The following is a 26125-nucleotide window of genomic DNA, read 5'->3' as shown; positions in this document are numbered from 1 at the left end:
TTATGAAGTGATGAAAAAAGTGAAGAAAACGTAAACAAATTAATAAAGGATGATCCAACTACGGTACTCCACGTTATGGAGATCCTGATAAAAAGGGATTTTTTTCTTTCTTCAAAAAATCATGAGTTGATCGTAAAGTAATTAATAATATTAACCGTGGATTTAATTTAAAAGAAAGAATTGTCAAATTAATTATTTTAATTTCTCTAAGTATTTTTGTTTCTAAAAGTAAAATAAAAAACAAACAAAAACGTTCAGAGCTAATAGATCGTACTTATTCAAAACTTAGTTCACGTGAGTTTTCATTTGTGCCTTTAGCTACATCATTCTATTTATTACTTTCCTTCGTACCCGTGACTATTGCTGTCACTTTGCTCGTTAATTTAATCGGGGGCTATGGTAATATTTTATTAAATAATATTTATGACAGAGTAATCCCTGGTTTAAGCAATACAATTAGGTCGCTTTTTGGAAATGCAGACATTACTAATCTGTCCATTTCTGTCGTTTTTGAAAAGTCTTCTGCAAGCGCTATTTCGATAATTTTTCTAATGCTAGCATTAACTTGGGTAGCTTCAGCAGGTTATTCAAAATTAATATATTCAATGTCTTATATATATGAGCATGATAATTACGGTAATATCTTAATGAATCGCATCAAGGGAATTTTTATAATCATTGTGATAATTTTGTTACTTACGTTATTCATGGAGGCTTATGTAGTTTTTGTTAGCAAAATAGATGAACTATATGATGGTTCAGCTTATGAGGCAATTTTCTATTTTACTTTCATGCCAATAACTGCGTTGTTTTACTATGTTTTATTATTGTTCTTATTTAAATTTGCACCTAAATTTAAATTGAGATTATCACATATTCAACCAGGTATTTTTGTTGCACTAATCCCTATTTGGATTTTAACTTTAGTATTTCAAGCCATTGTTAGAACCAGCTCGTTCAATTTATTATCATTTATTTCTGTTATATTTTTTGCTAGCACCTTTCTTTTATTTTTCTCTTATTTTTTATATGCAGGCGTGCTTGCAAATGAAGCTTATTATAAAACATTTTATTCACTGAGAACCGTTAGCAAATATACTAACTGAAAAAATTTTTCTATTTAAGTCCTTAGGGACTTTTTTATTTAAATATATTCAAAAGTTGATCTAAAAATTAGTATCGCAGATTTTTCGTTTTCTAATTATCTGATTTTATTTACATTCTTTAATTTCTAAACATTATTTTCATAATATTTATAAAAAAATATACTTATAAATTTTTTATTTATTAAATAATAACTACCGTAAAAGATATTTAATAATAAATAGTTAAAATTATAAAAAGTTGTTAAAATAAAAACTTGGTGATTAATAATGAATTGATTAAAAAAGTGAAGAAAAAGAAAACAAATTAACAGTGGATGATCAAATTATGGCACACCACGTTATGGAGATCTTGACAAAAAAAGTTTATTTTCTTTCTTGAAAAAATCATGAGTTGATCGTAAAGTAATTAATAATATTAACCGTGGTTTTAATGTAAAAGAAAGAATAGTTAAATTAATTATTTTAGTTTCATTAGGTATCTTTGTTTCTAAAACAAAAATCAAAAACAAACAAAAACGTTCAGAACTAATAGATCGTACTTATTCAAAACTTAGTTCACGTGATTTTACGTTTGTTCCTTTAGCAACCTCATTTTATCTATTGCTATCCTTTGTACCTGTTGTTCTCATAGTCACGTTATTTGTAAATTTAATTGAAGGATATGGAGAGATTTTATTAAATAATATTTATGACAGAGTCATCCCTGGTTTAAGTAGAACTATTAATTCTATTTTCCCTGGAGATGTAAGCATTACTCATTTATCTATTTCTGCTATTCTCCAAAATGCTCCAGGTGGTCCTTGAACAATTCTTCTTTTAATTTTATCTTTAATCTGAATTTCATCAAGCGGATATTCAAGACTAATATATTCAATGTCTTATATTTATGAGCATGATAATTACGGTAATATATTGATTAACCGGCTTAAAGGAATGTTCATAATTATTGTCATAATTTTCAAGCTTAATTTATTTTTAAATGGTTATGTAGTTTTCATTAGTCAAATGGACAGGTTATATGATGGACCTGCTTATGAAGCAATTTTTTATTTAACCTTTATGCCGACAACAGCTGTTTTTTATTACTTGATGCTTTTATTCTTATTTAAATTTGCCCCTAAATTTAAACTAAGATTTTCACATATTCAACCAGGTATTTTTGTTGCCTTAATTCCTATCTGAATTTTAACTTTAATATTCCAAGCAATTGTAAGAACAAGTTCTTTTAATGTCTTATCATTTATGGCTGTTATTTTTTTCGCAGGTACTTTTGTTTTATTCTTCTCTTATTTTTTATATGCAGGAGTGCTTGCAAATGAAGCTTATTATAAAACATTTCATTCGCTTAGAACAGTTAGCAAATATACTAATAAAAAGAATTTTTCTTTGTAAGTCCCATATGGGATTTTTTTATTTCTAAAAATGCAAAACCCCCTATTTTTAGGGGTTTTTCAAAAATAAAAAATAAAAAATATTTTGTTTAGGAACGGCAAAAATATGTAAAAATTAGTCTATAAGAGAGATTAGCAATTATTAAAATAATTGACTTACAAAATAAATCAATACAGAGATTTTTAAGGAATAAATAAACATGAAAAAAATTAAAAAAAATATTTTCTTTTTGTCAGCACTGACAGTAACAAGTGCAGCAACTGCAGTAGCAATTAGTTGTACACCAACTGCACAAAATAATTCAAATAAGAGTTATCAAGATTTTCAAAATGATAATAATTTCACAACTTATGTGACTTTGAAAGATGAAACCATGTTACAAGAAATTCCATCAGAAAATTTTAAAACTTCTTTAACTGAAGAACAAATTTCTAAATTAGTTTCATTTAATTTTCCTTCAGATTTTTTAACTGATGTAACCGTTAATTATCGTGTTCAAAATGTCGATGATCAAAACGGAATTGTTGGTTTAATTTTTACAATTACTGATAATAAAGATCCTGAAAAAACTTTTATCAGAAATAAAAACTTTACAAACTTTGTAACAACTAATCAGGAAAAAGCTAAAAGCTGAGAAAGATTAAATGAAGCAGTTAAATATTTAAGATTGACTTCAATTGATCTAAAAGATAAATCTTTAAAACAAAAAACTGTTAATGAAGTTTTTAATATCGGGCAAAGTGATTCACAACTTAAAGAACTTTTAGATCTTAATTTAGATCAAAATATTTTTAAAAATTTTACAACTACATTAAAAACTAGAAGTGTTAGTTTATCAAATAATAGTGCAACTATAGAAGTTACTTTAGAAGATAAATATCGTCAAGTTAGAGTTTATGATTTTCAAATCAGTGGCTTTAAACATGATGAAGAATTTCAAATTAATTCTAAAAGAGTTGCATCATTACAAAACATTAATGCTGTAATTAAAAGATTACAAGATACACAAATTGACTTAAAAGATGAATCTTTAAAGTCAAAATTTTCTCACGAAGTTTTTACTATTAATGACAATCAAACTAAAATTTTAGACTTAATTAATTTTGATTTAAACAGCTTAAATTTAACAAACAATAATTTAAGTGCAACTATTTCTATTTCAAATATTGGAAATGGACTTGCTCAAATTAACTTCGAAATTTTTGACATTTATGGACAAAAACAAAATATTAATAAAACTATTGGTGGCTTTAAAACAAATGAACAACACATTGCTCAAGAAGCTGAAAATAAATTAAATGAAGCATTTAACTGATTAAAGAATTCAAATATTGATTTAAAAAATCAAGCCTTAAAATCACAATTTGCTTCAGAAACTTTTACTACTTCATTAACTAGTGAAGAAATTTTAAATTTACTTAATTTAGATACAAGTAATGAAAAATTAGCTGACTTAACATTAAATGTTGTTGTAAAAGAAATTGGTGATCAAGATGTTACTATTGAATTTACTTTAACAAATTCATTAAGTAGTAGTTTAAAAACTGCTACACAAATCAGCGGCTTTAAATCAGAATCAGCAACTAAACAAAAAGAAAGATTAGATGCTTCAAAAGCAGAAATTGATAAAGTTATTGCTAAATTAAATGATTTAACAATTGATTTAAAAGACCAAACTTTAAAACAAAAACTTGCTTCAGACACATTTAATAGTGCACAAACAACAAGTGTTTTATTACCTTTATTAAATTTAAATCGCTCTGATTTAAATTTAGAAGCAAATAATTTAGCACTTGATATTGAAGTAGTTGAACTAAATGATGGTTCTGTAAAATTAAGTTTATCAGTCAGTGATCAATATAATCAAAGTGCTAAAGTTGAAAAAACAATTAGTGGATTTTTAACAGCACAAGATCTAAGATCACAACAAGAAAATGCTAAATTAAAAAATGCAAATCAATGATTAACATCATTAGCAATTGATCTAAAAGATCAATCTTTAAAAAATCAAAATCCTAATTTAGTTTTTAATCTGCAACAACCAAGTGCAGAAATTTTAGCACTCTTAAATATTGATACAACTAATACAAATTTAACTGATATTACTTTAAGTGCAAAGATTTTAGAAATTAAAACAAAGAGTGTAGTTCTACAACTTGAATTAACTAATTTAATTTCTAATTCTAAAAAACATGATGTTGAAATTACTAATTTTGTTTATGTAACTGATGAAGAAAAACAAGCACAAGTAACTAAAGCACTTGAATGAGTTAAAGAGCAAAAAATTGATCTAAAAGATCAAAATTTAAAAAATGATTTAGCAACTAAAAACTTTAATAATAATTTAACTAGTGATCAAATTAAGAACTTTTTAAATTTAGATTTTGATAATGAAAATCTAAAAAATGTTGTCACTGAATTTTCTTTTACAGAAATTAGTGACAATAAAATTGCTATTAATTTAAAACTAAAATATCATGATAATTTAGATATCACAAGTGATACATATAATTTTGAAATTGATGGATTTAAAAATCCACAAGAAGATGAATTAAAAATAATTGCTAATGATTTAAATAAATATAAGTTAAGTCAAAAAGTTAGTGATACACAATTAACTAAATTAGGTATTAAACTTTATTCAGCAAGTGTTAGTCAAAATAATTGAACAACTTATTTTGACTTAACTGATAAAGAAGAAAATGAAACAGAATTTGTTGATGTTACTTTAGATCCTAATAATATTGATAAAGCAATTTTAACTTTCTATTTATATTCAAAAGATAAATCAGCAAAAGTTTTAATGACTAGAGAATGAATTTCTAAATTACAATTAAGTACCTTATTAACTAGCTATACTGATTCAACTAGCATTGCTGATTTAACTAAATACTTTGATTATGATGCAAAATTAAAAAATAATTTTGCAATTGAACAAGTGTTTACAAAAGACTTTTTTAAAGATCATTTTAAAAGTAAAAGCACAGGCTTTTTCTCATTTCATTTTGGCTCATTTAGTAATTCAAAATTAACTATTGATGTTAAAGCAAAAAACACCAAAGTAAAAAGTTTTACTATTGGTGATTTTAATAAATCAACTTGATTTGAAAAACGTGGAGAAGAAGCTGAAGCTTCAGAAACATTTAAAACTTTTGTAACTAATAATCAAAGAAGTTTTAATAAAAATGCAAAAGGTATTTTCGTTAACTCTGAAGGCTTTACTTTTTTAGAAAAATTCTTATTAACTGAAATTGAAAAACTTGAAAAAAAATATAATCTAGAATTAGTTGATGGATCAGGTGGCATTTCTAGAGATAGAACAATTGATTCAAAAGTAAGAAATGAGTTACTAGATTTATTTAATCAAGGTACAAGAGGAAGAAGTAAATTTAGATTATTAACTTGACAACATAATACTCTAAATCTTTCTTATAAAAATGGGCCAGATGGACCTGATTCTGTCAAACGTATTTCAGAATTATTAAATTCATTAGTTAAAGATAAGCAAGAATCATTTAGTGTTTATTTTGATCCAGATGTAAAAATTGGAGCAGGTTCAAAGAAAACAATTACTTATGTTTTATCGGATGATAAAAGAACATTATTAGCGAATAATAGTAAAACAAATTTAATTGTCAAAACTAATAATGGTATTAGTTTTGATGAACAAGATCAAATTAAGGCATTAATTGATCAAGGCATGAAAATTTTTGAAATCAAAGATTGAACTAATTTACACCATGAACATTTTGCTTCAAAAGTAAATCCAATGGATTTTTTCAAAGAGATTAAAAACGGTAATTTTACAATTAAGGCAACTAAGATTTCTGCTAATGATTTAAGCGGTAAAATGGAAGTTAAAATTGGTGCATATTTAGAAAATGCAACTGATCCTTTATTTAGCAAAAACGCTACTTTAAATTACTTTAAAAAATCACAAGATCCAGTTGATGAAAAAGGAACCTTAAAAGATAGTGATTTTGAAAGTGTTGAAGCATCTTTAACAACTCAAGAAAAAAATCAATTAACTGATATTAAAAAACATGCTGGTCAAATTAACGGAAGTGATTTTGAATTAAATAAAACTGAAGGCTTTTCTTATTTAGAACCTCAATTTATGACTGCTAAAAATTTAAGATACTTTTTAAAATTCACAGGACAAGCAGCAGCATCAACCGATGCAGGTAAAACTTTTGATGATAAATCAGGCACATATAATAACAAAGTTCTTACTGATGCAACAGCTGGTACTGATGGATTCAAAGATGATCCAAATAAGGCAAAAGGGACTGTACCTGCAGGGCAAATTACTACTGACCCTAGTTCTGAAGTACAAATTAATAGTTTAAGAAATAATTATTTTATAACTTATTATGATGTGCAAATGCCTAAGGATAGAAGGGGTAATCCTGATAAAACTAAAATTAGTTTCAAATTAGGATTTACTAAAAAAGATAATCCAAAAGTTAAATGACATTCAAATCAAATTACTTTAAGTAACTTGACAAATTCATTAAGAGATTTAAAATATATTGAACAAGACTTAAATAACATTTCTTTATCAGATTTATCTTTTGATAGTTTAATTCCACTTTCAGGAATGACACCTTCAACTGTAAATGCTCAAACATTAAGTTCTGTAGTTAAAGTTAAATATAATTCGCCAAATGATCATTTTGTTTATGGTAAATATACAAACGACAGTGGTTCGATTAAAGAGTTTTATATTGGTGAAATTGCTAATAAGGATGATGCATCGGGTACTGTCTGAATTAAATTTAAATATACTGATAGCAACAATAAGGTTACAACTGCAGCTAAATGAATTAAGTTATCAGGATTAAAAGCAACTAATGCTAATGCAAGACAAGATAGTGCTCTAGATCAACTTTATAAGGTCAATATTGAAGCAACAGGATTTACTTCAGGAACACGAATAACTGCTGAAAGATTAAAATTAGAAGAAAAAGCTGCACAGCAATCGCTTCGAGAAGCACAATTGAATAAAGATTTAATTGCTAGAAACAGAAGGTTAGAATTATCTAAAAAAGATGCTTTATGAAAAGCAGATAATTCTAAAAAAGAAGTAACTTTTACTTTGTTAAGTAAATACTATTCACCGATTTTTGATAGTGCAATAACAAATGTTGATAATCAGAAAATTATAATTAATTTAGGAACAATTATAAATTCTGGACATGACCAAATTTATAAATATATGACTAATGACAATAGAAGTTTTACTGGTTCTCAACTGCTAAACACTAGACCAATTATTGAACTAGATTATAAAAAATTGAAGCAACAAAAAACAATTGATATAGTTGATTCACTCAGATCTCAAACTGTATATGGGCAAAACGGAAATAGTAGTCGTTGAGAAGCAGGGTTTAATTTGAATGCACAACTTACCGAAGAAGGAATCAATTTTACATTTAAAATTACTAGATTCCAAGAACTCAAATTTGATTATAGAGGTAGCGAAACAAGTAGAGCAAATGTTGACTTCAATAATTTCACACAACTTGATGCTGATTTGAACATTAGTAAAATACCATTAATGAATACATTAAACGTTGGTAAAGAAATCTACTTTGGTAAATACGCCACAACTTTCAACCTAGAATATACAAATAATGTGGAGGTTGAAAACTTCAACACTATTCCAACTAATGACTTTAATTATGACAATGTCACATTCACTGCAGAGAATGTACCTTTAATTCTTTATAACAAACGTTATGAAAATAACGATACTGCTTTTGAATTTGATTTTAACCAAAACGTTACTTGAAAATGAACACAAGGTTACAAAATGAATCTTGAATATGCTCATGAATCATATAACTATGATTCATTTAAAGATATTAAAGCAAGAAGCTTTGGTGGAAATATGGGTTCATGAACTATGCTAGCAAAAGCAAGTGATGATAAAAGCGATGAACTAAAATACTACTTAATTACTAACCATCACGTGGCTTCAGGAAATGCTGATCAAATGAAGCAAAATGGGCTTGGTAATAATGGTTCAGTTTTCATTGTTAGACACTCAGATGATTTTGGAAATAACTGACATAATGGAACCAGTTATTGAGATGGTTTAGATGTAGTTAGCGGCATTCCTTATAAGCAAATTTGAGATGGAACTAGCTTAAAACAAACTTCAATAGATGGCACAAATAAAAACGGTGCAGTTGATATTGCACTAGTTGTTGCTGATATTAAAGTTGCTAAAGAAAAAGCCTATGCAGATGGTAAATACCGTTATTATAAATGACTAAATGATTGAGAAAAACTAGAGCCATTAAAAATTGCTAATCAGGAAGAACCTGTTTCAATGTTCATGCCTTCAATGCTAATTGATTATAGTTTTAGTGGCTTTCCTTATGGTAAACAATCAGCATATGTTTATAACCGTACTTCACAAAACAATACATCAATTGGATTTTCAACTAACGGTTTAACACCAACATTTCATAACGCTGGTAATTCAGGTACAGGTGTTTTTGATAACTCAGGTTATTTTGTTTCAATTATCAATTCAGGTGCTCCGCGTACTTTCTTACAGTCATGAAAATTAATTACTAATAGTTTTAATTATTATGGTGCTGTATCTGGTAATGATTCACTATTTGACTTAAAAAATGATAATAGTATTATGTCACAAGTATTAAGAGCTAACGCTTTAAATCCTGATACAGTTGCTCTTGATTCAGGAATTAATAATAAAGAGAGCAAATAATTTAAAAAATCAACAACCTGCAAAAGTTGTTGATTTTTGTTTTAATTAATTTAATTTGCTTTTTTAACTTTAAAAAAGTAAATTCCTTCACTTAATACTTTACCGTGGAGTTCTCTAGAAAAACTTCCTAATTTAAACCCTTGTTTTAAATTTAGCTTTTCTTGATGAGCATAAAGATAAATTGTATAGGTAGTTTCTTCAGATTCTGAAATCGGTCCATGATAACGATCACCTTCATGATCGACTAAATCTCTATCATCTAAATAAGGAGGATTATAAGCTTTGAATTCAAAATTTCTACTTGCACTAGAATGACCCTGAACTATCTTTTTACTTAATAAACTAGCATTTTCTTCTAGATAATTTTGATCAATATTTGTTACTAATCAGTTGATAAAAGGATTACCATCAGTTATTGATTTTGCTTCATTATTCATTAAAACTAATGAATAATAATTAGCATCTTTTACTTTAGTTCAACTTAGTTCTAAACTGGGTGCATCATCTTTATAAGCATTTTTAGAATCTAAATAATTAGCTTCATCAACACTTTTTGACTTAATAATTATAGGTTCATAACTATATTTTTTTGTTGGTGCAAAAAAATCAAAATAATGATAATTTATCTTATCGTTAGGGTGCTTTAACTTAGCGCTAATGCTATCTCAGGCAATAATTTTACCATGCATTGCTTTGTGTAAATCAGCGTAATAAAAAGGTTTAGGTAGGTCTAATTTTTCACTTAAAGCGTAAACACTAATTTCATAATTATGGCTTGTATCAGGTGCTCCTGGACCAGTATAATTAACGTGTTTTAAAGCTTCTTTTTTTGCTTGTTCTTGATCAGTTATTCTAGTTAATTTAGATGAAGCTAATGAGTTAAATCCTTGTTCTAAACTAGGATTTAACTTAGAAGCATTTAACTCTAATTCGTTAGTTTCTAAGTTAGCAACTAGTCAATGAAGAAAAGGTGTACCAATTACATTAGCAGCTTCTCAATCATTAATTAAGACTACATAAGCTTTTGCATTATCAACTTTATCTCATTTTAGATATGGGCTTTTACCTTCGCTATTAGGATAAAGATCTTGTAAATATTCGGCAATAGATTCAGGTTTTCAATAACCATTTTCAATTGATGAAGAATTAATATTTAAATTAGTTCTTCTGGGTAGTTGTCAGTTGTTTAAAGCTTTTTTAAGAGCACAACCACAAGTGTTATCTTCTTTTTCACTATTTCAATAAACAAGTGATTCAGTTAAGTATTTTTTTAATTTCATTTATTAAACTCCTTTGTTAATTTCTTTGACAAAGTAATTATAAAATAATTAAAAAAAGCATCAACAATATTTTGTTGATGATTTAATTGATTTATTTAGTTAGTTAAAAAACTAGAACTATTTTAAGTTGTTTCTTTCTAAAACACCTTTTACATAGCTCATGTCATTTTCAAGTTTTTCAAGGCGATCGTTAACTGAAATTCTAAAGTTGTTAAAGTCTTTTACGTGAAGGTTAAAATCACTTCTTAATGAACTTAGTTCAATTTTTATAAAATTAATTTCTTTTCAAACTTTTTTAAAACCTTCTTCAGTTTTAACAGTTAGATCATCAACTCGTTTGTTTAGTTTTTCAACATTTTCTGATAAGACAGCTACAGTGTTAGCTAGTTGAGTAACTGTTGTTATTAAACCTGAAACAACATTTGATAAGGTTTCAAAGTTTTTAATTAAACCATTTACCGTTGTTTCTAGATTATCTAATCTTGATTCGACTTTATCTAGTCTTGCTTCAAGATTATCCAATCTTTCTTCGACTTTGTCTAGTCTAGATTCAACCTTATCCAGTCTTGTTGATATTCCATTAACCGCTATTGTTAAATCACCAAGCATTTTCATTATGATTTTGCCATCAGTCATAGTTCCTCCTTTATCTTTTTCAGTCTTTGATTTTATTATAAAGTAGTGTTCGTTATTTTCATCAACTTTTTTAACAATTTCAAAATCTTCATGATTTTTGAAAAAAGTAGTCATGATTTTTTGTGCTTCTTTAATGGTTTTGACAAGGATTATTTCTTCCATATCTGTCCTTTACTAGTTTATTAACTTTGATTATTATTTGAAAAGGGTTATCCCTTCTCTATAGCAATAAAATTTTTGACTAGTTTTGGAAAATATTTTTTCAAATATTTTCCAAAAAGTTTCATATCTTTAAAACTTGTTTAAAGTTGATATTTATAATAAAAATATAAATATTTTATAACTTTTTAGTATCTGATTAATGGTTTTGATTTGCTAGTTAAAACATTACATGAAAAACTTTTTTCTAAAAGTTTTGCTTTCTATTTGATTTTTAAAAATTAAGGCTAAAGAAAATCAGCAAGTAATTTGCTGATTTTTGTTTAATTTATTCAACTGAATCCGAAGGTTCAGTTGGTGTTTCATTGGCTGAAACTAGTTTAGAATTTTTGAAAAAGATTTTTCTGTAAGTTAAATCTTTTTTATCTAAATAAAAGCGTTTGAATAGCCCCTCTAGAGACAATAAAACATAAATTGCAATTGGTATTCCTAAAACTAGACCTCTTGCCATATTGATATTAGAAGCTACTAAAGTTCGATAACCTAATACTCCAGGAACAATTCCAATTAAATAATCACTATCTCCTCAACCTAAAGTTGAAGAAGGACTTCAAGCAGTCATGACAAAGATAATCGGTACAAAAGTGATAATTAAACCATGAATAAAAGGACCTATAATTGCTCCTAAAATTCCACCTTTTGAATTACCAAAAACTCCTGAAGTAGCTCCTAAGAAAAAGTGAGCAACGATTCCTGGGATAATAACTGGGGCAATGATAATTGCTCCGTTATTAACAACTCCTGATCCTGCTGCAAAACCGATTGTAATTCCAATACCTACTAAACCTGCTCCAAACGAGGATAAAAATCCTATCAAAACAGCATTAGGTGCATATGGAAAGACAATCGGACAATCCAATCCTGCTTTAGAATTTTTGATTCACTTATCAGAAATTCCTTTGAAAGCAGGCACTAGTTCACCAATAATCATGCGTACACCAAAAAGCATGATTTCTACTCCTGCTGCAAATGTGAAAGCATCTAAAATGTTTTGCACTAGTCAGTTTTTGGATGCACTTGCACCAAAAAGATTAGTCAAAGTTGCTGCCGTTGCTTCGTTAGTAGCAGCTGTAATAGTTTTTACACCTGTTTGGTACATAATCCCTTGAGGGATGTAGACAATGGCAAAGACAATTAACATTGTAATTGCCATTGAGGCAAAAGTATTTCTAAAAAATGATAATCATTTTGGGAATTTAATTTCTTCAGTTGATTTAACTTTACCTTTTTTAGAGCGGTAGATCATGTCACCGATTAGCCCTGACATTACATAACCAATACTTCCTGTATGTGCCATTGAAATATCTTTAGCACCTGTGATTCTTTGTACATATTTAGAAGTAGCTGCACAAGAAATTACCATGTAGGTAGCCATAATAACTGATGAAGCAACTAAAGCAGTTGCGTAATCTGAAGCAACATTTAAGTCAAAACCACTTAAAACCATGACACCTGCTAACATTAAACTCATGTAGAATAACACGTGACCACTTAAGAAAATATACTTATAACGGCTAGTATATGCTAATAATAAGTTAAAGAGCATCGAAACAACCATGATGATTGATCCTAGTTGAGCAATTGCAGGGGCAATTTCAAATAATTGACCTGCAAAAGCATCATTATTAGGAATGACACCTTGAACTTGGAATAAGTCGACAAATAAAATTTGAAAGTTTGATAAACTTCCTACTAAAACACCAGCACCTCCACCTAGGATTAAAAAGCCAGCGATAGTTTTAAATAGTGTAAGAATAATTTCTGTACCTTTTTTCCTTAATAGTAGTGAACCGATTAAGGCAAAAAGCCCGATTAAAATAGCAGGTGTACCAATGAAATCTTTAAAAAAAGTTAAAAATCACGTACCTGCATCAATTTGTAAAGATTGATTCATTTATTTTTCCTAGTTAATGTTTTAAAGATTTTCTTTCAACTTTTGGATTAACTCTTCAGAATCCATTAAGTTCTTTAAAACTATTTTTTTACCTTTTCCAGGATCAATACTGTCTGAAAGATCCTGCCCACAAATGACAATATCAAAACCTTGACTTGGTGAATAAGAATTTAAGTTTTGATGAGTTACTTGAAATTTAGATTCATCTAAATTTAAGGTTTTAATGGCTTTTTTAGTGTTCATTTCAACTATTAAAGATGAACCTAAACCCATGCCACAAACTGTTACGATTTTTTTCATAACACTCCTTTATTTTGCTAGTTTAAGAAATTCTAAAATTTCTTTAACTAGATCTTTTGCTTGCAGTTTTAATTTATTAATCACGTCATTAGGTGAAGCACTAAAACCAAAGTTATTAACACCTAATACTAAATCAGCATATTTATATCAAGGCTGAGACGAGCAAAATTCAACTGCAACAATCTTTTTATTTCCTAGGATTTGTTTTTGATATTTAATGTCTTGTTGATTAAATAAATTTCATGAAGGAATGGAAACTATGCTGCTAATATAACCTTCATCTTTTAATAAATCTTTTAGTTGATAAGCAATATCAACTTCGCTACCACTAGCTAAAATTGTTAGATCATAATTAGGATCTTTTTCAATTAAATAAGCCCCTTTATAAATTTCTTCTTGACTTCCAAATTCTCTTTGTAAAAAATCTGCTCTCGAAGTAACAATTGTTACAGGTGTAATTTTTGAATTTAAAGCATAGTTAAAACTATGAATTGTTTCAGTTAAATTAGCCGGTCTAAATAAAACGTGATTAGGTATTAATCTTAAACTTCAAAGTTGTTCAACTGCTTGATGAGTTGGTCCATCATAACCCACTGTAACTGTATCATGAGAAAATACTGAAGTAATAGGTGAATGAGAAATCGCTGCTAATCTTAGTGCTGCTTTTGAATAATCACTAAATACTAAAAAAGTTGAATTAATTGTTTTCATATTACTATGTAATGTAATTCCTGAATTAATTGCAGTCATTGCAAATTCTCTAACACCTATATTTAAATTAATTCCTAAACGATTATTGACATCATAAATAGAACCTTTAGTTACTCACATTTTAGTTGAAGAAGCTAGGTCTGCTGAAGAGACAAACATTAATGGATTATGCTCTGCAATAATTTGTAAAACATCACCTGAAACGCCCCGAATTGGGGCTTTTTCGTACTTTAAATTATTAAATCATTCATCTTTAAAATTAATTGTTTTTGATTCTAAAAGACTTAAATTATGTTGCTTTTGTGGGTCTAATTTTTTAAGATTTTCTTGATAGATTTTTAATTTATTTTGTCCTCTAATTTTTAGATCTTCAAAATCATTATAAACATCTTTAGGAACAAAAAAGGATTCATAATTTCAATTTAGATCTTTTTCAAGTTGTCTTAATTCTTCATCATTTAAAACTAATGAATGACTTTTATTTGTACCTTGATATTTAGTTTTAAAACCTATAGTTGTTTTAACTTCAATAATTGAAGGTTTATCTTTTGATTGCTTTGCTAAACTAATTGTTTCAGAAATTAGTTCATAATCTTCACCATCTTTGACAAGAAAATAATTAAATCCAAGTGCTTCAAAATATTCTTTAGTTTTAAAGTTAGTTGAACTTTCTACATTTGAATCTGACTGAATATCATTACTATCATAAATATAAATTAATTTATTTAATTTATATCTACCTGCTAAAGAAAATGCTTCAAATGAAATCCCTTCTTGTAAACAGGCATCACCAAAAATACAATAAATATGATGATCAATTAAATTTTCATTTTTAAAATAAGCATTTAATTTCGTTTCACTTATAGCCATACCTGTAGCAATTGCTACACCTTGTCCAAGAGGTCCTGTTGATGCATCTATACCTTTAAAAATTACATTTTCAGGATGTCCCGCAGTAGTTGAATCTATTTGTCTAAATCTTTTAAGTTGCTCGATATTAGCATCTTCAAAACCTGATAAATGCATTGTTGCATAAAGCAAAGCACTGCCGTGTCCTGCACTTAAGACTAAACGATCACGATTAAAAAAATTAGGTTTTGCTGGTTCAGCAACAAAATGATTTTTAAATAAAGCATACATAATTGGTGCTGCTCCTAATGGCATTCCTGTATGACCACTTTTTGCTTCATTTACCATTTGTGCAGATAAAACTCTAATTGCAGAAATACTTTTATCTGCTAAATTTTTATTTGATTTCATAATTTAAATTTCCTTTAAAAGTTGATGAATTTCATCAACTGTTGTTGCGTTAATTATTTGATTGGTTAAATCTTTGTTTTCGTTAAATACTGTTACAAATTTTTGAAGCATTTCTATATGATCGTTAGGACTTGTTGTGCAAAGAGTAAATAAAAGTTGTACTTGATGCTCATTTTTGTCACTAAAATTAACAATATTTTTGTATAAGACTAACGATAGTCCTACTTTGCTTACGTTACCTTCAGGCAAAGCGTGTGCTAATGCAAGAAGGGGAGAAATTACATAGTAAGGACCATATTTATTTGTTGATTCAATGATTGAATCAGCGTAAGACATTTGACAATATTTTTTCTTTTCTAAAAGCCCAACACCTTCTTTGATTGCCTCAATTCAGTTTAATTTTTGATCAGAGATCTTAATTAGATCTTTTTTCATTAGTTAAACTCCTTTCTTAGATTTTCTAAATTATTTTTAAAATCATCATTTTGAAGCACAATACTTCCTACTACGCAAAAGTCAATTAGTTCATTTAATTTTCTTAAATGTATTTTTCTAACCGAGCCATCAACCATAAGTTTTCCTGAATAGGTTGGATAGTATTTTTTAAAATCTTTTATTTTTTCAAAAACTCTTTCATCAAACACTAAATTAGTTTTACCTAGTTCAGACACTGACATAAAATTAATTAAGTCTATTTGATCAATGTGATTAGCAATTTTTGAAAAGTCATCATCTAGTTCAAATGTTATTCCTACATATAAGTCTTTGTAACTGAGTAAATCAATGTACTTTTGAATATCATTTAAATACTTATAATGAACATGAACATAAGTATTTTTACGTTTCTTAATTTGTTCAATAATTACTGATGGATTAGAACTCATAATGTGATAATCAAAAGTTATATCTTTAGCTTCATAATCTAGATTTATGAGAGATAAATCATTTTCTGAAGTGATTGTGCTATCAGTTAAATCAAGATGAAAATGATTAAAACTTAACAGAATTAACCTATCAATCAATTGCTTTGGATAACCTAAATTTGTCTTGTTTTTTGCTGCAGAAATACTTGGAATAAGAATCACTTTTACTTGCTAATTAAGCCCTAAAATAAGCCAATTAGCCCTCCTAATATAGTCAAATTATAGAGGTTGGGCGTTTTTTTTTTTTTTGTTTACAAATCGCAAAAATGTGAAAAAACACTCACATTTTTAGGTCATTTTAGTAATTTTTAAACTTTTAACTACAAAAAATTTATAATTTTATCCACATATGGGAACAACAATTTTTACAAATAATCCAAGTCCAGGAGATATTGCAGTCTATTTTTTTATGGCTTTATTCGTAGTCATAATTGCTGCTTTAATTCTTTGAACTAAGGTAATTAAAAAGACTAAATTTTCTTATACTTCTTCTAATTTAATTAAAAGATATAAAAGACATAGAATGCTAATTAGACTAACTAAAGAACATGTATTAACTAGTTACTATAGTAGCTTTGTTATCACAGGTAACTATACTTATTTAGCTGCTATTAAAAAAATTGCAATCGGTAAAAATGCAATTTATTTAATTGCTAATCCTTTAGAAAAAAACATTCATGATGTTTTAACTAAAAGTAGCTCATTTATAACAATGTCAAAAAAGGGTGAAAAATTAATTCACCCTGAGTTAGATTTATTTATTAAAGCAGCACAAGAATTTAAAAGTGCTTTTCAAGTAAATGAACAAGTTAAAGTTATTATACCTTTTACAAATGCTAGTATGAATTCTAAAAAACTACGTAATATAGAATTCATAGCTGAGCATAATTTATCTAAATATATTTTAGATATGGAAAAAGATCCAAGTGTAGATGATTATGAAGTAGTTAAACAAATTCATGAACAACTAAAAAGAAGTATTAAGTTTTTAAAAACACACTTATTTATAACTTTTAAAAATAAGTGGGGAATGTAGAAATAATTTTATGATTTTGATTTTAATTTAGCAAGACATTTGAATTATTAGAATTTCTATGCAAAAAAAGGTTTCTGAAAATCAGAAATTTTTATTATTAATATCTTATTATTCTAGTTTTTAAACGTAGAAGACTAATTCAATTAAATAAAATATTATTTTTTCTTTTCTCTAAATTTTCTAAGAGAATAATTTATTTTAACATTATTTCTATCCGTTCATTTATCATATCCATTATTTTTACCACCAAGTATTAAATTTGCTGATTTTGAAACCGATGAAATTGGATAGCTGTCTTTAATGAACAGCCATCTATCACCATTTTCGACTATTAACTTTTCATTTACTAAATTAACAAATTCTTTATATGCTGCACTATTATAATTTGAAATACTGTCTTTAAGAATTATTGATCCTCCTTTAATTATAACTTCTTCATTTTCAGTTAAATATCCATACGCAAAAATTTCTTTACCTTTTTTCAATTGAATAACTCTATCATTATTCTGTGGTAATTCGCTTTTGCTCATGAGAGTTATTAATGGTGCTATTTGTAATTTGCTACTAATATCACTATTTTCTGTAATAGTAGAATTATGTTTAGATAATTCATGGCTAGACTTTTCGTTAGTTATTTGAATATTAGAAGAATTAAAATTAGTGTTTTTATTTAATGAGATATTTTTTAATAAGATATTTTCGAATTTAAATTTTGATATTACTTGAACTCTGTATTTTCATTTTTCACCAAAATATTTTTTGTTTATATATGATGCCAAGGGAGATAACAATCATTTTTTTTCTTCAAATTCAACTTGGTTACCACTTATAACAGTTGCTTTTATTGGCTCGCCTTTATATAATTTGTAAAATTCAATTATGTCACCATTTTTAATTCCATTAGAATAAAAATCAAAGTCAACATTGATTTTACTTTTGTTATCAGTTTCATATTTGTTTTTGGACTCATCAATATAAGGGTAAAATTCTAGAAATTTGTTTATTAATTCTTCACTACGGCTATTAATTAATTTTTCATTTCATGTTCAGCTATTTTCTTTAACCTTTTTAACAAGATCTTTTACCATTTGAATTCTAGAATTGGCTTCTTCAATGATTTCAGCTTTTTCCTTAGCTGATTTATTTTGAAGCTTGCTGTTATCAATTGGATTGATTAAAGTTAAATTACCTAATCTATTAATTAATTTATTGTAACTATCATCATCAATGTTATCAGTTTGCTCTTTTCAATGTCTTCGGTTTTTTGGCATAAAATGCTCAATGTGCAATTTTTGGTTTTTATCAAGTCTATCCTTAGAACTTTCTGATTCAATTTTTAAAAGAAATCATTTGCTGTTTGTAACACCATTATAAAAATCCACATCAATTAAAAAATTTTTAATTGAATCATCACTCGGCATTTCTAGAAAGTCATTTTTATTCTGATTGATTATGAAATATTTTACGATATCTATAATGTCTATTTGCTCATTATTTTTTCTTTTACTATTTCAAATTTCTTCTATATTTTTCAGAATTTTAATAAAGAATCTTGAAATATTTTGAGTTGGATAGCCTCTAAAATTTCTTCGTATTAGATATGTATTTAGTATTTTGATTATTTCATAAAATTCATGTTCTCTTATATTTCCATCGGCTCACATCTTACGAAAAAAGAAAATAAAAGGTGTTGCAGTTCTATTGTTAATGCTTCTAAGATCCTGTATTTTTTCGATATGTTTCTTATTATTGATGTTTTGGAAATCATAATCTAGATATAAGTCATTATAAAAGATTGCAAACTGCATAATTTCTTTCAGAGAATTTCATTTATTTTTCTCAGAACCTCAAAATTTCTTAAGTTCTTTATAAAGACCCTGTTTTCCGAAATATGTTTTTTTCTTGAAAGTGAGATAATATCTAAAAAAAGTTAATATTTCATTTGAGTGACCTGTTGATATCTTTTCAATATATATTCAATAATTATTATATATTTCTTTTTGATCAGAATATTGCTCGTTCATCATGATAAGATTTTTAAACAGGTCAGATTCTGTTAATTTTTCACCACTATAATTTATTGTCTCAAATATTTTTTGAACGTCATTCTTGTCTTGTTCAAGTTTTACGTAAATTATTCAGAATTTCTTTAGTGCGTCTCAAATTTTATCTCAATTTGATCCTTCTTCTTCTATTAATTCATTGATTTTTTTTCTTATGTAAATAAAATTTATTCCAAAAATATTGTTATTTTTTATGTTATAGGTTCTGGTTCTAAATGGTTTGTAATTATCTTCATCAGAAAAAGAAACTCGTAGGCGATCATCATAAATGCTATTGTCATTATCTAAATATACATCTGCAATTTTTGTCTTTCATGAAGAAGGGGAAAGATCATATAAAGCGTGTATGATTAGGAAAAAAGTAATTATTCTTTGTTGACCATCAACAATAGAAATCTCATCTTCATTTTCTAAATAATATATTGTATTTAGATAATACTCTTCTTCATTATTTTTATTATCTAATAGTGTTTTTAATTCTTTTAATAAAGGATCAATTTGGTCTTGAACACTTCAAATATATTTTCTTTGATAATAAGGTATAGTAAATACCTTACCTTTTGCACCACTTACAATATCGAGCATTCTGATTTTTTTTGCTTCCATTGAACTCCTTGTGTGAAATTTATAATTCCAAGTATATTTCTAACGAATATTATATATTAATGAAATGATATTTTTTTGTTAAACTGTTAAATAGTCAACCTTATTATTTACTTTTCCCACTACTTCTCGATAATTCTTACCATATAAAGCAGGAAACGTTAGATCTGATGTATGTTTATATCTAGAATATTTAAACCCTTGGTATTGATTATCTATAACACCATTCATATCATTTAAAATAGTTCTACCAATTGCTTCTCCTAATTTAATAGGAACTGCATTACCGATTTGTTTATACTTTTCCATTAAACTTCCACAAAACTTTCAACTATCAGGAAAACCCTGAATCCTTGCATATTCTTCAATTGATAAAGGTCTTAGTTCACTAGGGTGAACTAAGTCAGTTGCTGGCATTGTAGGAACTGTAACAAGTGTTGGACTAGGCTTATCAAAACTTAATCTTCGATAAAAACCACTTCTACCACCACTCATAAAAAATTTCTTACCCATAGCTTCTTGCTGTTCTTCAATAGTTAAAGATTTTCAATTACCACCTTCAGGAATTTTCTTAAATCATTTTAATCTGCTAGCAGGGATTTTAGAAAATGTCATTTGCTTATCTTGAAGATCGTAGATTACATCTTTTAGGGTTCTTCATAAAGGTAAATTAAATTCACCTTTTTCTGAATGAGTAGGTGTTAAATAAGCAACTTTTTGCTTACCTAATTTTGCAATGATCACAAAACGTTCTCGTTTTTGGGCTGCTCCAAAATTAGCTGCATTATATAATTCAAAAGAAACAGCATAACCTGCTTTTTCTAATCTTTGAATTGCATAATGCAATACACCACCTTTCACAGCTTGATTATTAGTATCATTTAATACTGCTTCAGTTGATTGCAAACCCCTAACATTTTCAATTACTGCATATCTAGGTTTAAGTTCTTCAATAATATCTAAATAGCGAATAAAAACATCACCACGAGCATCTTGAAAACCTTTACGATTTCCTGCAGTTGAAAAAGCTTGACAAGGAGGTCCTCCAAAAATTATGTCAATTTTTTGCTTTTCATCTATATTTGCATATTTTCTGATTTGAGATGTTGAAGCATTTCAAATATCTCCTATTAAACCTATTTGTGAATCATTAGCTACAATTGTAGCTCTAGCATCTTTATTAATTTCACAAGCTAATAAAGGCTTGATACCTGCATTTTGCATACCAATATCAAGACCCATTGCACACTAAAAAAAGATAAAGCAACTATTTCAGGTAATTCTTTACTAGTTCTTATTCTATCTTCAGGATTAATTACATACTCACCATTATTTAAATAATCATCAATTTTATTTTGTCTTGTATATCAACTTCTATTTTAATTTTCAGATTCCATTTTCCTGATTTCATAATTTTTCTAGCATATTGTAATGATATTTTTAATTGCTTGGCAACATCTTTAGCATTTAATTTCATATTAAAATCTCCTTAGGGAAACAATTTTTAGACCACTTTATTTTAGGATTTTTATAATTATTAATCTTATAAAAATGTCACTATAAAATTATAATTTAATCTGATATAAAGAAGTAAAGAAAAAAGTGAAGTTAAAAGAAACTTCACTTGAAAATTTAAGAGATCAAAATTTTTTACTAAAGGAACTAACTCGAAATTTTAAAATATTGAAAATCAAAATTATAATTCTAAATTATTTGCAAATTAGTATTTTTTATTTTTTTTCAATCAATTTTTCTACTGCAGTCATGTAGAAGTCGCAGATGACACCATCAACATCTTGGTTTTGATTAAGTTTCTTTTCTAAAACATTTTGTACGATATTTATGAAATCGTATAAAAAATTGACTTCTGTCCTATATTCATCGCTATTTGAATTGAACCCTGGTGAAATCCTAATAAATAATTTTTCATGATAAATATAATTTTCAAGGATTTGTTTTGGTATATATTTTTTAAAAACCGTTTCAACTGATGGAACAGGTGAATAATCTAAATTACCATTATTTTTTTTATAAGTTTCTCAAAATTTTATTATTGCTTGAGATATTTCTTTTCTAACTAAGTCTCTAGTTTCTTTAGAAAAATTCAATCCACTTTTTGCGTATTGGTAAATTTTTTCTAAACCATATATATCACAGTCGCTTCTTTCTTGCTTTTCATCAATGAATCTTTTTTCCTTATTTAAATTGTCATTAATAGTATTGCAAATTCTTTTAAAATCTATTTCATCTTCTTTGACAACATATTCAGTTGGTGCTATTTTTTTTATTTTAAAACTACTTTTATTTACTTTATTATCAGATAAAAATATGTTGATCTGTTCAAGCACAATTTGTCTAGTATCTTCAACATTTAAGTATATTACTTGTCTATTAAAACTACTAATAGAATTAACTTCTATTTTCTTAAAGATACAATTTGGGTCACTTGACTTATTTGTGTCATTATTGAAATCTGGCTTGCTTTTTTTGTCCTCATCAATTTGTATACAGTAATCCATTTTAGATGCTTCGTTTTTAAAAGCACAACTACTAAACATACCATTTTTTTCTTTTGTAAAAATTCTACCTAATTGAACATTTTTATGAATACCAACACCGAGAGTTTGAATATCATTCATTATTTCACCCGAATGAACAATTATTGTACGTATGTCCCTTAAAATATTAAATTTTTTAGTAAAGACAGGTTTTTCACCTCATTTATTTGATCAATAACATATTGCTTTATACAATCTATAAATATTATTTGCAAAATGATCTGCTTCTAGTGAAGGAATTCCTGAAGCGTTGCCATCACCTAAAAAATTTGTAGGTAAATCATAAAAATATTTTATACATCCATAAATTATATATGCTAAAGATGGTTCAGAATTTGGATCAGAAATTTTTCTGTCTAATACTGCTAATTTATTATTAAATTTATTTAATAAATCTTCTTTAGTCCCTTTAAATTCATTGTCTTTTAATACAATAATTTCAGTTACATTTTCTCAAAAAAATTTCATTTTCTTAACTCCTAAATCAATTTTAAATTACCCTTTGCTCTATGAAATATTTAAAAACAGAATATAAGTTAATTTGTTCAACTATCCAATTTATCTAATACAAAATCTACAGTTTGTTCTCTAATTGAATCTCTTTTGCCATCTAAATCTAATTCATAAACATCTTCATTAAAAGCAATAAATACTTTACCTACTTTTTGATTATCTAATGCTGAAGGCCCAGCATTGCCTGTAATAGAAATTGCTAAATCTACCTTAAATTTTGTTTTTGTAACGGATGCCATTTGTAAAGCAACGTCTTTATTGATTACACCTTTACTAGTATCAATATTAAATAATTCTTTTATTTCATTTTGATAAGTAATTAAACCACCTTTATAATATTTACTAGCTCCAGGTATTTGTGTAATTCTAGCGGCTAAAAGTCCACCTGTCATTGATTCAATTGTTGCTATTGTAAAGTTATATTTAGTTTTGTTCATTACTTTATAATACATTTAATTGACTGATTTAATCAGTTTCAGTTAAATAATTTTAGAACTGAAATTATTTAATTGTTTTCTTATTAGAAAATTAAATTAAGTTTTCTTCTTCAAGACTTAATCCATTTGTATCTATTTCTAATAATTGTTTTAAAATTGATGAAGTATTAGTTACTGTGTTTTGTATTTCTTTAGGTAGATAACCATTATAAAAATTTGCAAAATGTTCGTAATTAATTGGATCATCTAGATTAGTAGTTTTTGCAATGCTAATCATGATATGTGAAAATATTTTGTTATTTTTAGATGATTCATTTTCAAACATTTTCTTATAGTTTTCTTGTAGCAATTTAGTTTTATCTTTATTAATATCGTTTTCAGATTTAACTTCAATGTATCAAATAATATTATTAGGAAATTTGATCATAAAATCAAAATAACTATTTCTAATTTTATAATCGTTATCTAAATATTCGCCTGATATATTTGCACTTGTTAAGTTCTTACCTCAAAAAGTAATATTGTTTTTGCTATTTTCTTTACTGCTATTTATTTTATCAATAGCTTCTAAAACTTCGGAAAATAGGGCTTTTTCGGGTTTTGAATCTAAATGTAATTTATTATTGTTTTTCCCGTTTAATTCGATATTAAAAAAATATTTTGAATCGTGAAAAATTTTTACATTTAGATCATTATTATTTTTTTCACTAATTTCTAAAATCTTATTTGGCTCATATGTTTTATACTCAACATTAAAATTAGGTTCAAATTTTTGATGATGTTTAAAAATATCTTCAATCTCATTTCAAAAATCATTTAGAATAACCCACTGTAAATGTTCTAATTTAAATTTAAGATTTATACTTAAAACATCTGTTATATAAAATTCATCATATGATTCAAAAATAGTTTTACTTATTAAATTAAATTTATCTTTTTTTAAGTTTGCTAATCTTTCTATTTCTCTTAGAACTAGAAAAGGACTTTTTATAGAATTATAAATATGAGATGTTGAACTAGAAAATTTTCTAAATTCATTTTCTAAAAAATATTTACTTGCATTAGCAATTATTCTGCGTTTATTATTTTTTAAAAATGTTTTTACTTTTTCTAAAACAGTTTTTAATTTTAATGATCCAAATTTTTCTAGTGCTTCATAATTAGTAATTTTAATTATAGGTAAAACTTCATTTTTAAATTGATCTTTTACTTCATATTGATAATAATCAAAATCTGATTTATCATTTTCCTTATTAGAATAAATATAATATTTATTTGTTATTTTATTATTTGAAAGATCACCTAAAGGATTACGTTTTATTCTACCTATTGTTTGAATAGTTAATTTTTCTGAAATAACTTCTCTTAATTGAGTTAGCATACAAGCTCTTGGAATATCTCAACCAGTAGCTGCTCCTACTTTGAAAATAATGACATCTATTTCACTATTAGGAATCGATAAATCTGTTAACTTAAAATTAGCTTTTAAGTTAACATTTGAATCAACATTATTTTCACCAAAATATTTGACTCAAGTTAAATTATGATTTTCAATTGTCTTAATAATATTATCAATTGCTTCATGATGTTTTTGATTTTTTAATGGTTTACTTTTTAAATTAGGCTCATTTTCAATCTGAATTAATAGTGCAGGTCTAATTTCTCCAAAATGATCTTTTAATGATTTATATTCTTTTTGAATTTCTTTAAATTTTGAAAGTGATTCAATTAAAAGATTTTGCTGTTCATAATTTTTATTAGGATTAACGACAAACTGTAAATTATTTTTAAGTAAAAATTTTCCATCATTTTGATTTATATCATTTAAATCCGATGGTTTAATTTCTACAAATTTAACATCTGCCGATCTATTAGGTGTTGCTGTCATTTTTAAAATAAAATCAGCATCATGATCCATAATTTCTTCAAACTTTTTTAACTTTTTATTGTATTGAGAATTAGTTTTTGAACCAATATGTGCTTCATCTCTAATATAAATTAATTTATTGCCTTTTGTTTTTACTTCATCAATAAAGTCTTTAAAGATTTCCTGATCTTGAAATAAAGTATTATTTCCAAAAGACGCTTTTCCAAAAATATATAACTTGTTATCAACAAGTTTAATATTATAATTTGCATCCGTATTTTTATTTTTTGAAGGTGAGACAATGTGTTCAATTTCAAATTTTGAATAAGCAAAATTTTTTTTATAAACTTTTAATTTCTTTTCAAATGCAGCAGGTAAATCACCACTAGAAACAGTTGCAATAATAAAAGTAAAATTATATAGTGCATTATATTTTTCTAAAATTTTAGAAACTATGTGACCTGCCATTAATGTTTTACCACTTCCAGTAGGTGCTTTAAAATCTACTCTTACTTTCTCATCTATTTTAAAATAATCAACAATTTTGTTAACTGCTCTTTCTTGAATTCTAGTTAATTCCATTGT

The 26125-nt window shown here is 26.4% G+C and carries 17 protein-coding genes; 4 read left to right on the top strand and 13 right to left on the bottom strand.

Annotation, left to right across the window (positions count from 1 at the left end; all coding sequences use genetic code 4):
• The first annotated feature begins 2 nt into the window (after positions 1-2).
• The 3 genes from CJF60_RS02330 (at position 3) to CJF60_RS02320 (ending at position 9240) form a co-directional block, all read left to right on the top strand.
• On the top strand, positions 3-1124 hold the full coding sequence (locus tag CJF60_RS02330) for a YhjD/YihY/BrkB family envelope integrity protein (protein WP_084232365.1): 1122 nt from the start codon (positions 3-5) through the stop codon (positions 1122-1124).
• Positions 1125-1373: 249 nt separating this feature from the next.
• Positions 1374-2498 carry a YhjD/YihY/BrkB family envelope integrity protein gene (locus CJF60_RS02325; RefSeq protein WP_084232366.1) on the top strand — a complete coding sequence of 375 codons (1125 nt, stop codon included), beginning with the start codon at positions 1374-1376 and terminating at the stop codon, positions 2496-2498.
• Between the two features lie 199 nt (positions 2499-2697).
• Positions 2698-9240: an MGA_1079 family surface serine endopeptidase gene (locus CJF60_RS02320; RefSeq protein ID WP_084232367.1), complete on the top strand. Its 6543-nt coding sequence runs from the start codon at positions 2698-2700 to the stop codon at positions 9238-9240.
• Positions 9241-9290: 50 nt separating this feature from the next.
• On the opposite strand, the gene CJF60_RS02315 is transcribed toward CJF60_RS02320, so the two are convergent.
• From CJF60_RS02315 to CJF60_RS02285, 7 genes are all read right to left on the bottom strand, one after another.
• Positions 9291-10520, bottom strand: a complete 1230-nt coding sequence (locus CJF60_RS02315; protein WP_084232368.1) for a YbhB/YbcL family Raf kinase inhibitor-like protein — start codon at positions 10518-10520, stop codon at positions 9291-9293.
• Positions 10521-10637: 117 nt separating this feature from the next.
• Positions 10638-11318, bottom strand: a complete 681-nt coding sequence (locus CJF60_RS02310; protein WP_084232369.1) for a hypothetical protein — start codon at positions 11316-11318, stop codon at positions 10638-10640.
• A gap of 325 nt (positions 11319-11643) precedes the next feature.
• The gene (locus CJF60_RS02305) at positions 11644-13269 is read right to left on the bottom strand and encodes a PTS ascorbate transporter subunit IIC (RefSeq protein WP_234805281.1); all 1626 of its coding nucleotides are present in this window, start codon (positions 13267-13269) and stop codon (positions 11644-11646) included.
• Between the two features lie 21 nt (positions 13270-13290).
• The gene (locus tag CJF60_RS02300; protein ID WP_084232370.1) at positions 13291-13569 is read right to left on the bottom strand and encodes a PTS sugar transporter subunit IIB; all 279 of its coding nucleotides are present in this window, start codon (positions 13567-13569) and stop codon (positions 13291-13293) included.
• Between the two features lie 9 nt (positions 13570-13578).
• The gene (locus tag CJF60_RS02295) at positions 13579-15540 is read right to left on the bottom strand and encodes a transketolase-like TK C-terminal-containing protein (protein WP_084232371.1); all 1962 of its coding nucleotides are present in this window, start codon (positions 15538-15540) and stop codon (positions 13579-13581) included.
• A gap of 3 nt (positions 15541-15543) precedes the next feature.
• Positions 15544-15975: a PTS sugar transporter subunit IIA gene (locus tag CJF60_RS02290; RefSeq protein WP_084232372.1), complete on the bottom strand. Its 432-nt coding sequence runs from the start codon at positions 15973-15975 to the stop codon at positions 15544-15546.
• Complete coding sequence (locus CJF60_RS02285; RefSeq protein WP_084232373.1) at positions 15975-16625, bottom strand: beta/alpha barrel domain-containing protein; 651 nt, start codon at positions 16623-16625, stop codon at positions 15975-15977. The genes CJF60_RS02290 and CJF60_RS02285 overlap by 1 nt, the downstream gene beginning before the upstream one ends.
• 187 nt (positions 16626-16812) lie before the next feature.
• Between CJF60_RS02285 and CJF60_RS02280 the strand changes: the two genes are divergently transcribed.
• Complete coding sequence (locus CJF60_RS02280) at positions 16813-17499, top strand: hypothetical protein (protein WP_084232666.1); 687 nt, start codon at positions 16813-16815, stop codon at positions 17497-17499.
• 155 nt (positions 17500-17654) lie between these two features.
• On the opposite strand, the gene CJF60_RS02275 is transcribed toward CJF60_RS02280, so the two are convergent.
• The 6 genes from CJF60_RS02275 to CJF60_RS02255 all read right to left on the bottom strand — a co-directional run bounded on the left by CJF60_RS02275 (position 17655) and on the right by CJF60_RS02255 (position 26122).
• Positions 17655-20168 carry a GmrSD restriction endonuclease domain-containing protein gene (locus CJF60_RS02275; protein WP_084232665.1) on the bottom strand — a complete coding sequence of 838 codons (2514 nt, stop codon included), beginning with the start codon at positions 20166-20168 and terminating at the stop codon, positions 17655-17657.
• 78 nt (positions 20169-20246) lie between these two features.
• Complete coding sequence (locus tag CJF60_RS02270; RefSeq protein WP_143823414.1) at positions 20247-21407, bottom strand: DNA cytosine methyltransferase; 1161 nt, start codon at positions 21405-21407, stop codon at positions 20247-20249.
• Positions 21408-21498: 91 nt separating this feature from the next.
• Positions 21499-21642, bottom strand: a complete 144-nt coding sequence (locus CJF60_RS05280; RefSeq protein WP_159444214.1) for a hypothetical protein — start codon at positions 21640-21642, stop codon at positions 21499-21501.
• A 253-nt stretch (positions 21643-21895) separates the two neighbouring features.
• Positions 21896-23191 (bottom strand): hypothetical protein, encoded by a 1296-nt coding sequence (locus CJF60_RS02265; protein WP_084232663.1) that lies wholly within the window; start codon positions 23189-23191, stop codon positions 21896-21898.
• A 68-nt stretch (positions 23192-23259) separates the two neighbouring features.
• Positions 23260-23673 carry a CinA family protein gene (locus CJF60_RS02260; RefSeq protein WP_084232669.1) on the bottom strand — a complete coding sequence of 138 codons (414 nt, stop codon included), beginning with the start codon at positions 23671-23673 and terminating at the stop codon, positions 23260-23262.
• Positions 23674-23764: 91 nt separating this feature from the next.
• Positions 23765-26122: a DEAD/DEAH box helicase family protein gene (locus CJF60_RS02255; RefSeq protein ID WP_084232661.1), complete on the bottom strand. Its 2358-nt coding sequence runs from the start codon at positions 26120-26122 to the stop codon at positions 23765-23767.
• Positions 26123-26125: the final 3 nt, after the last annotated feature.

This window comes from Mycoplasmopsis agassizii (assembly GCF_002272945.1).
GTDB lineage: Bacteria > Bacillota_I > Bacilli_A > Mycoplasmatales > Metamycoplasmataceae > Mycoplasmopsis_B > Mycoplasmopsis_B agassizii.
The sequence above is the reverse complement of the archived record's forward strand: the minus strand, read 5'-3'. Positions and strand labels throughout refer to the sequence as shown.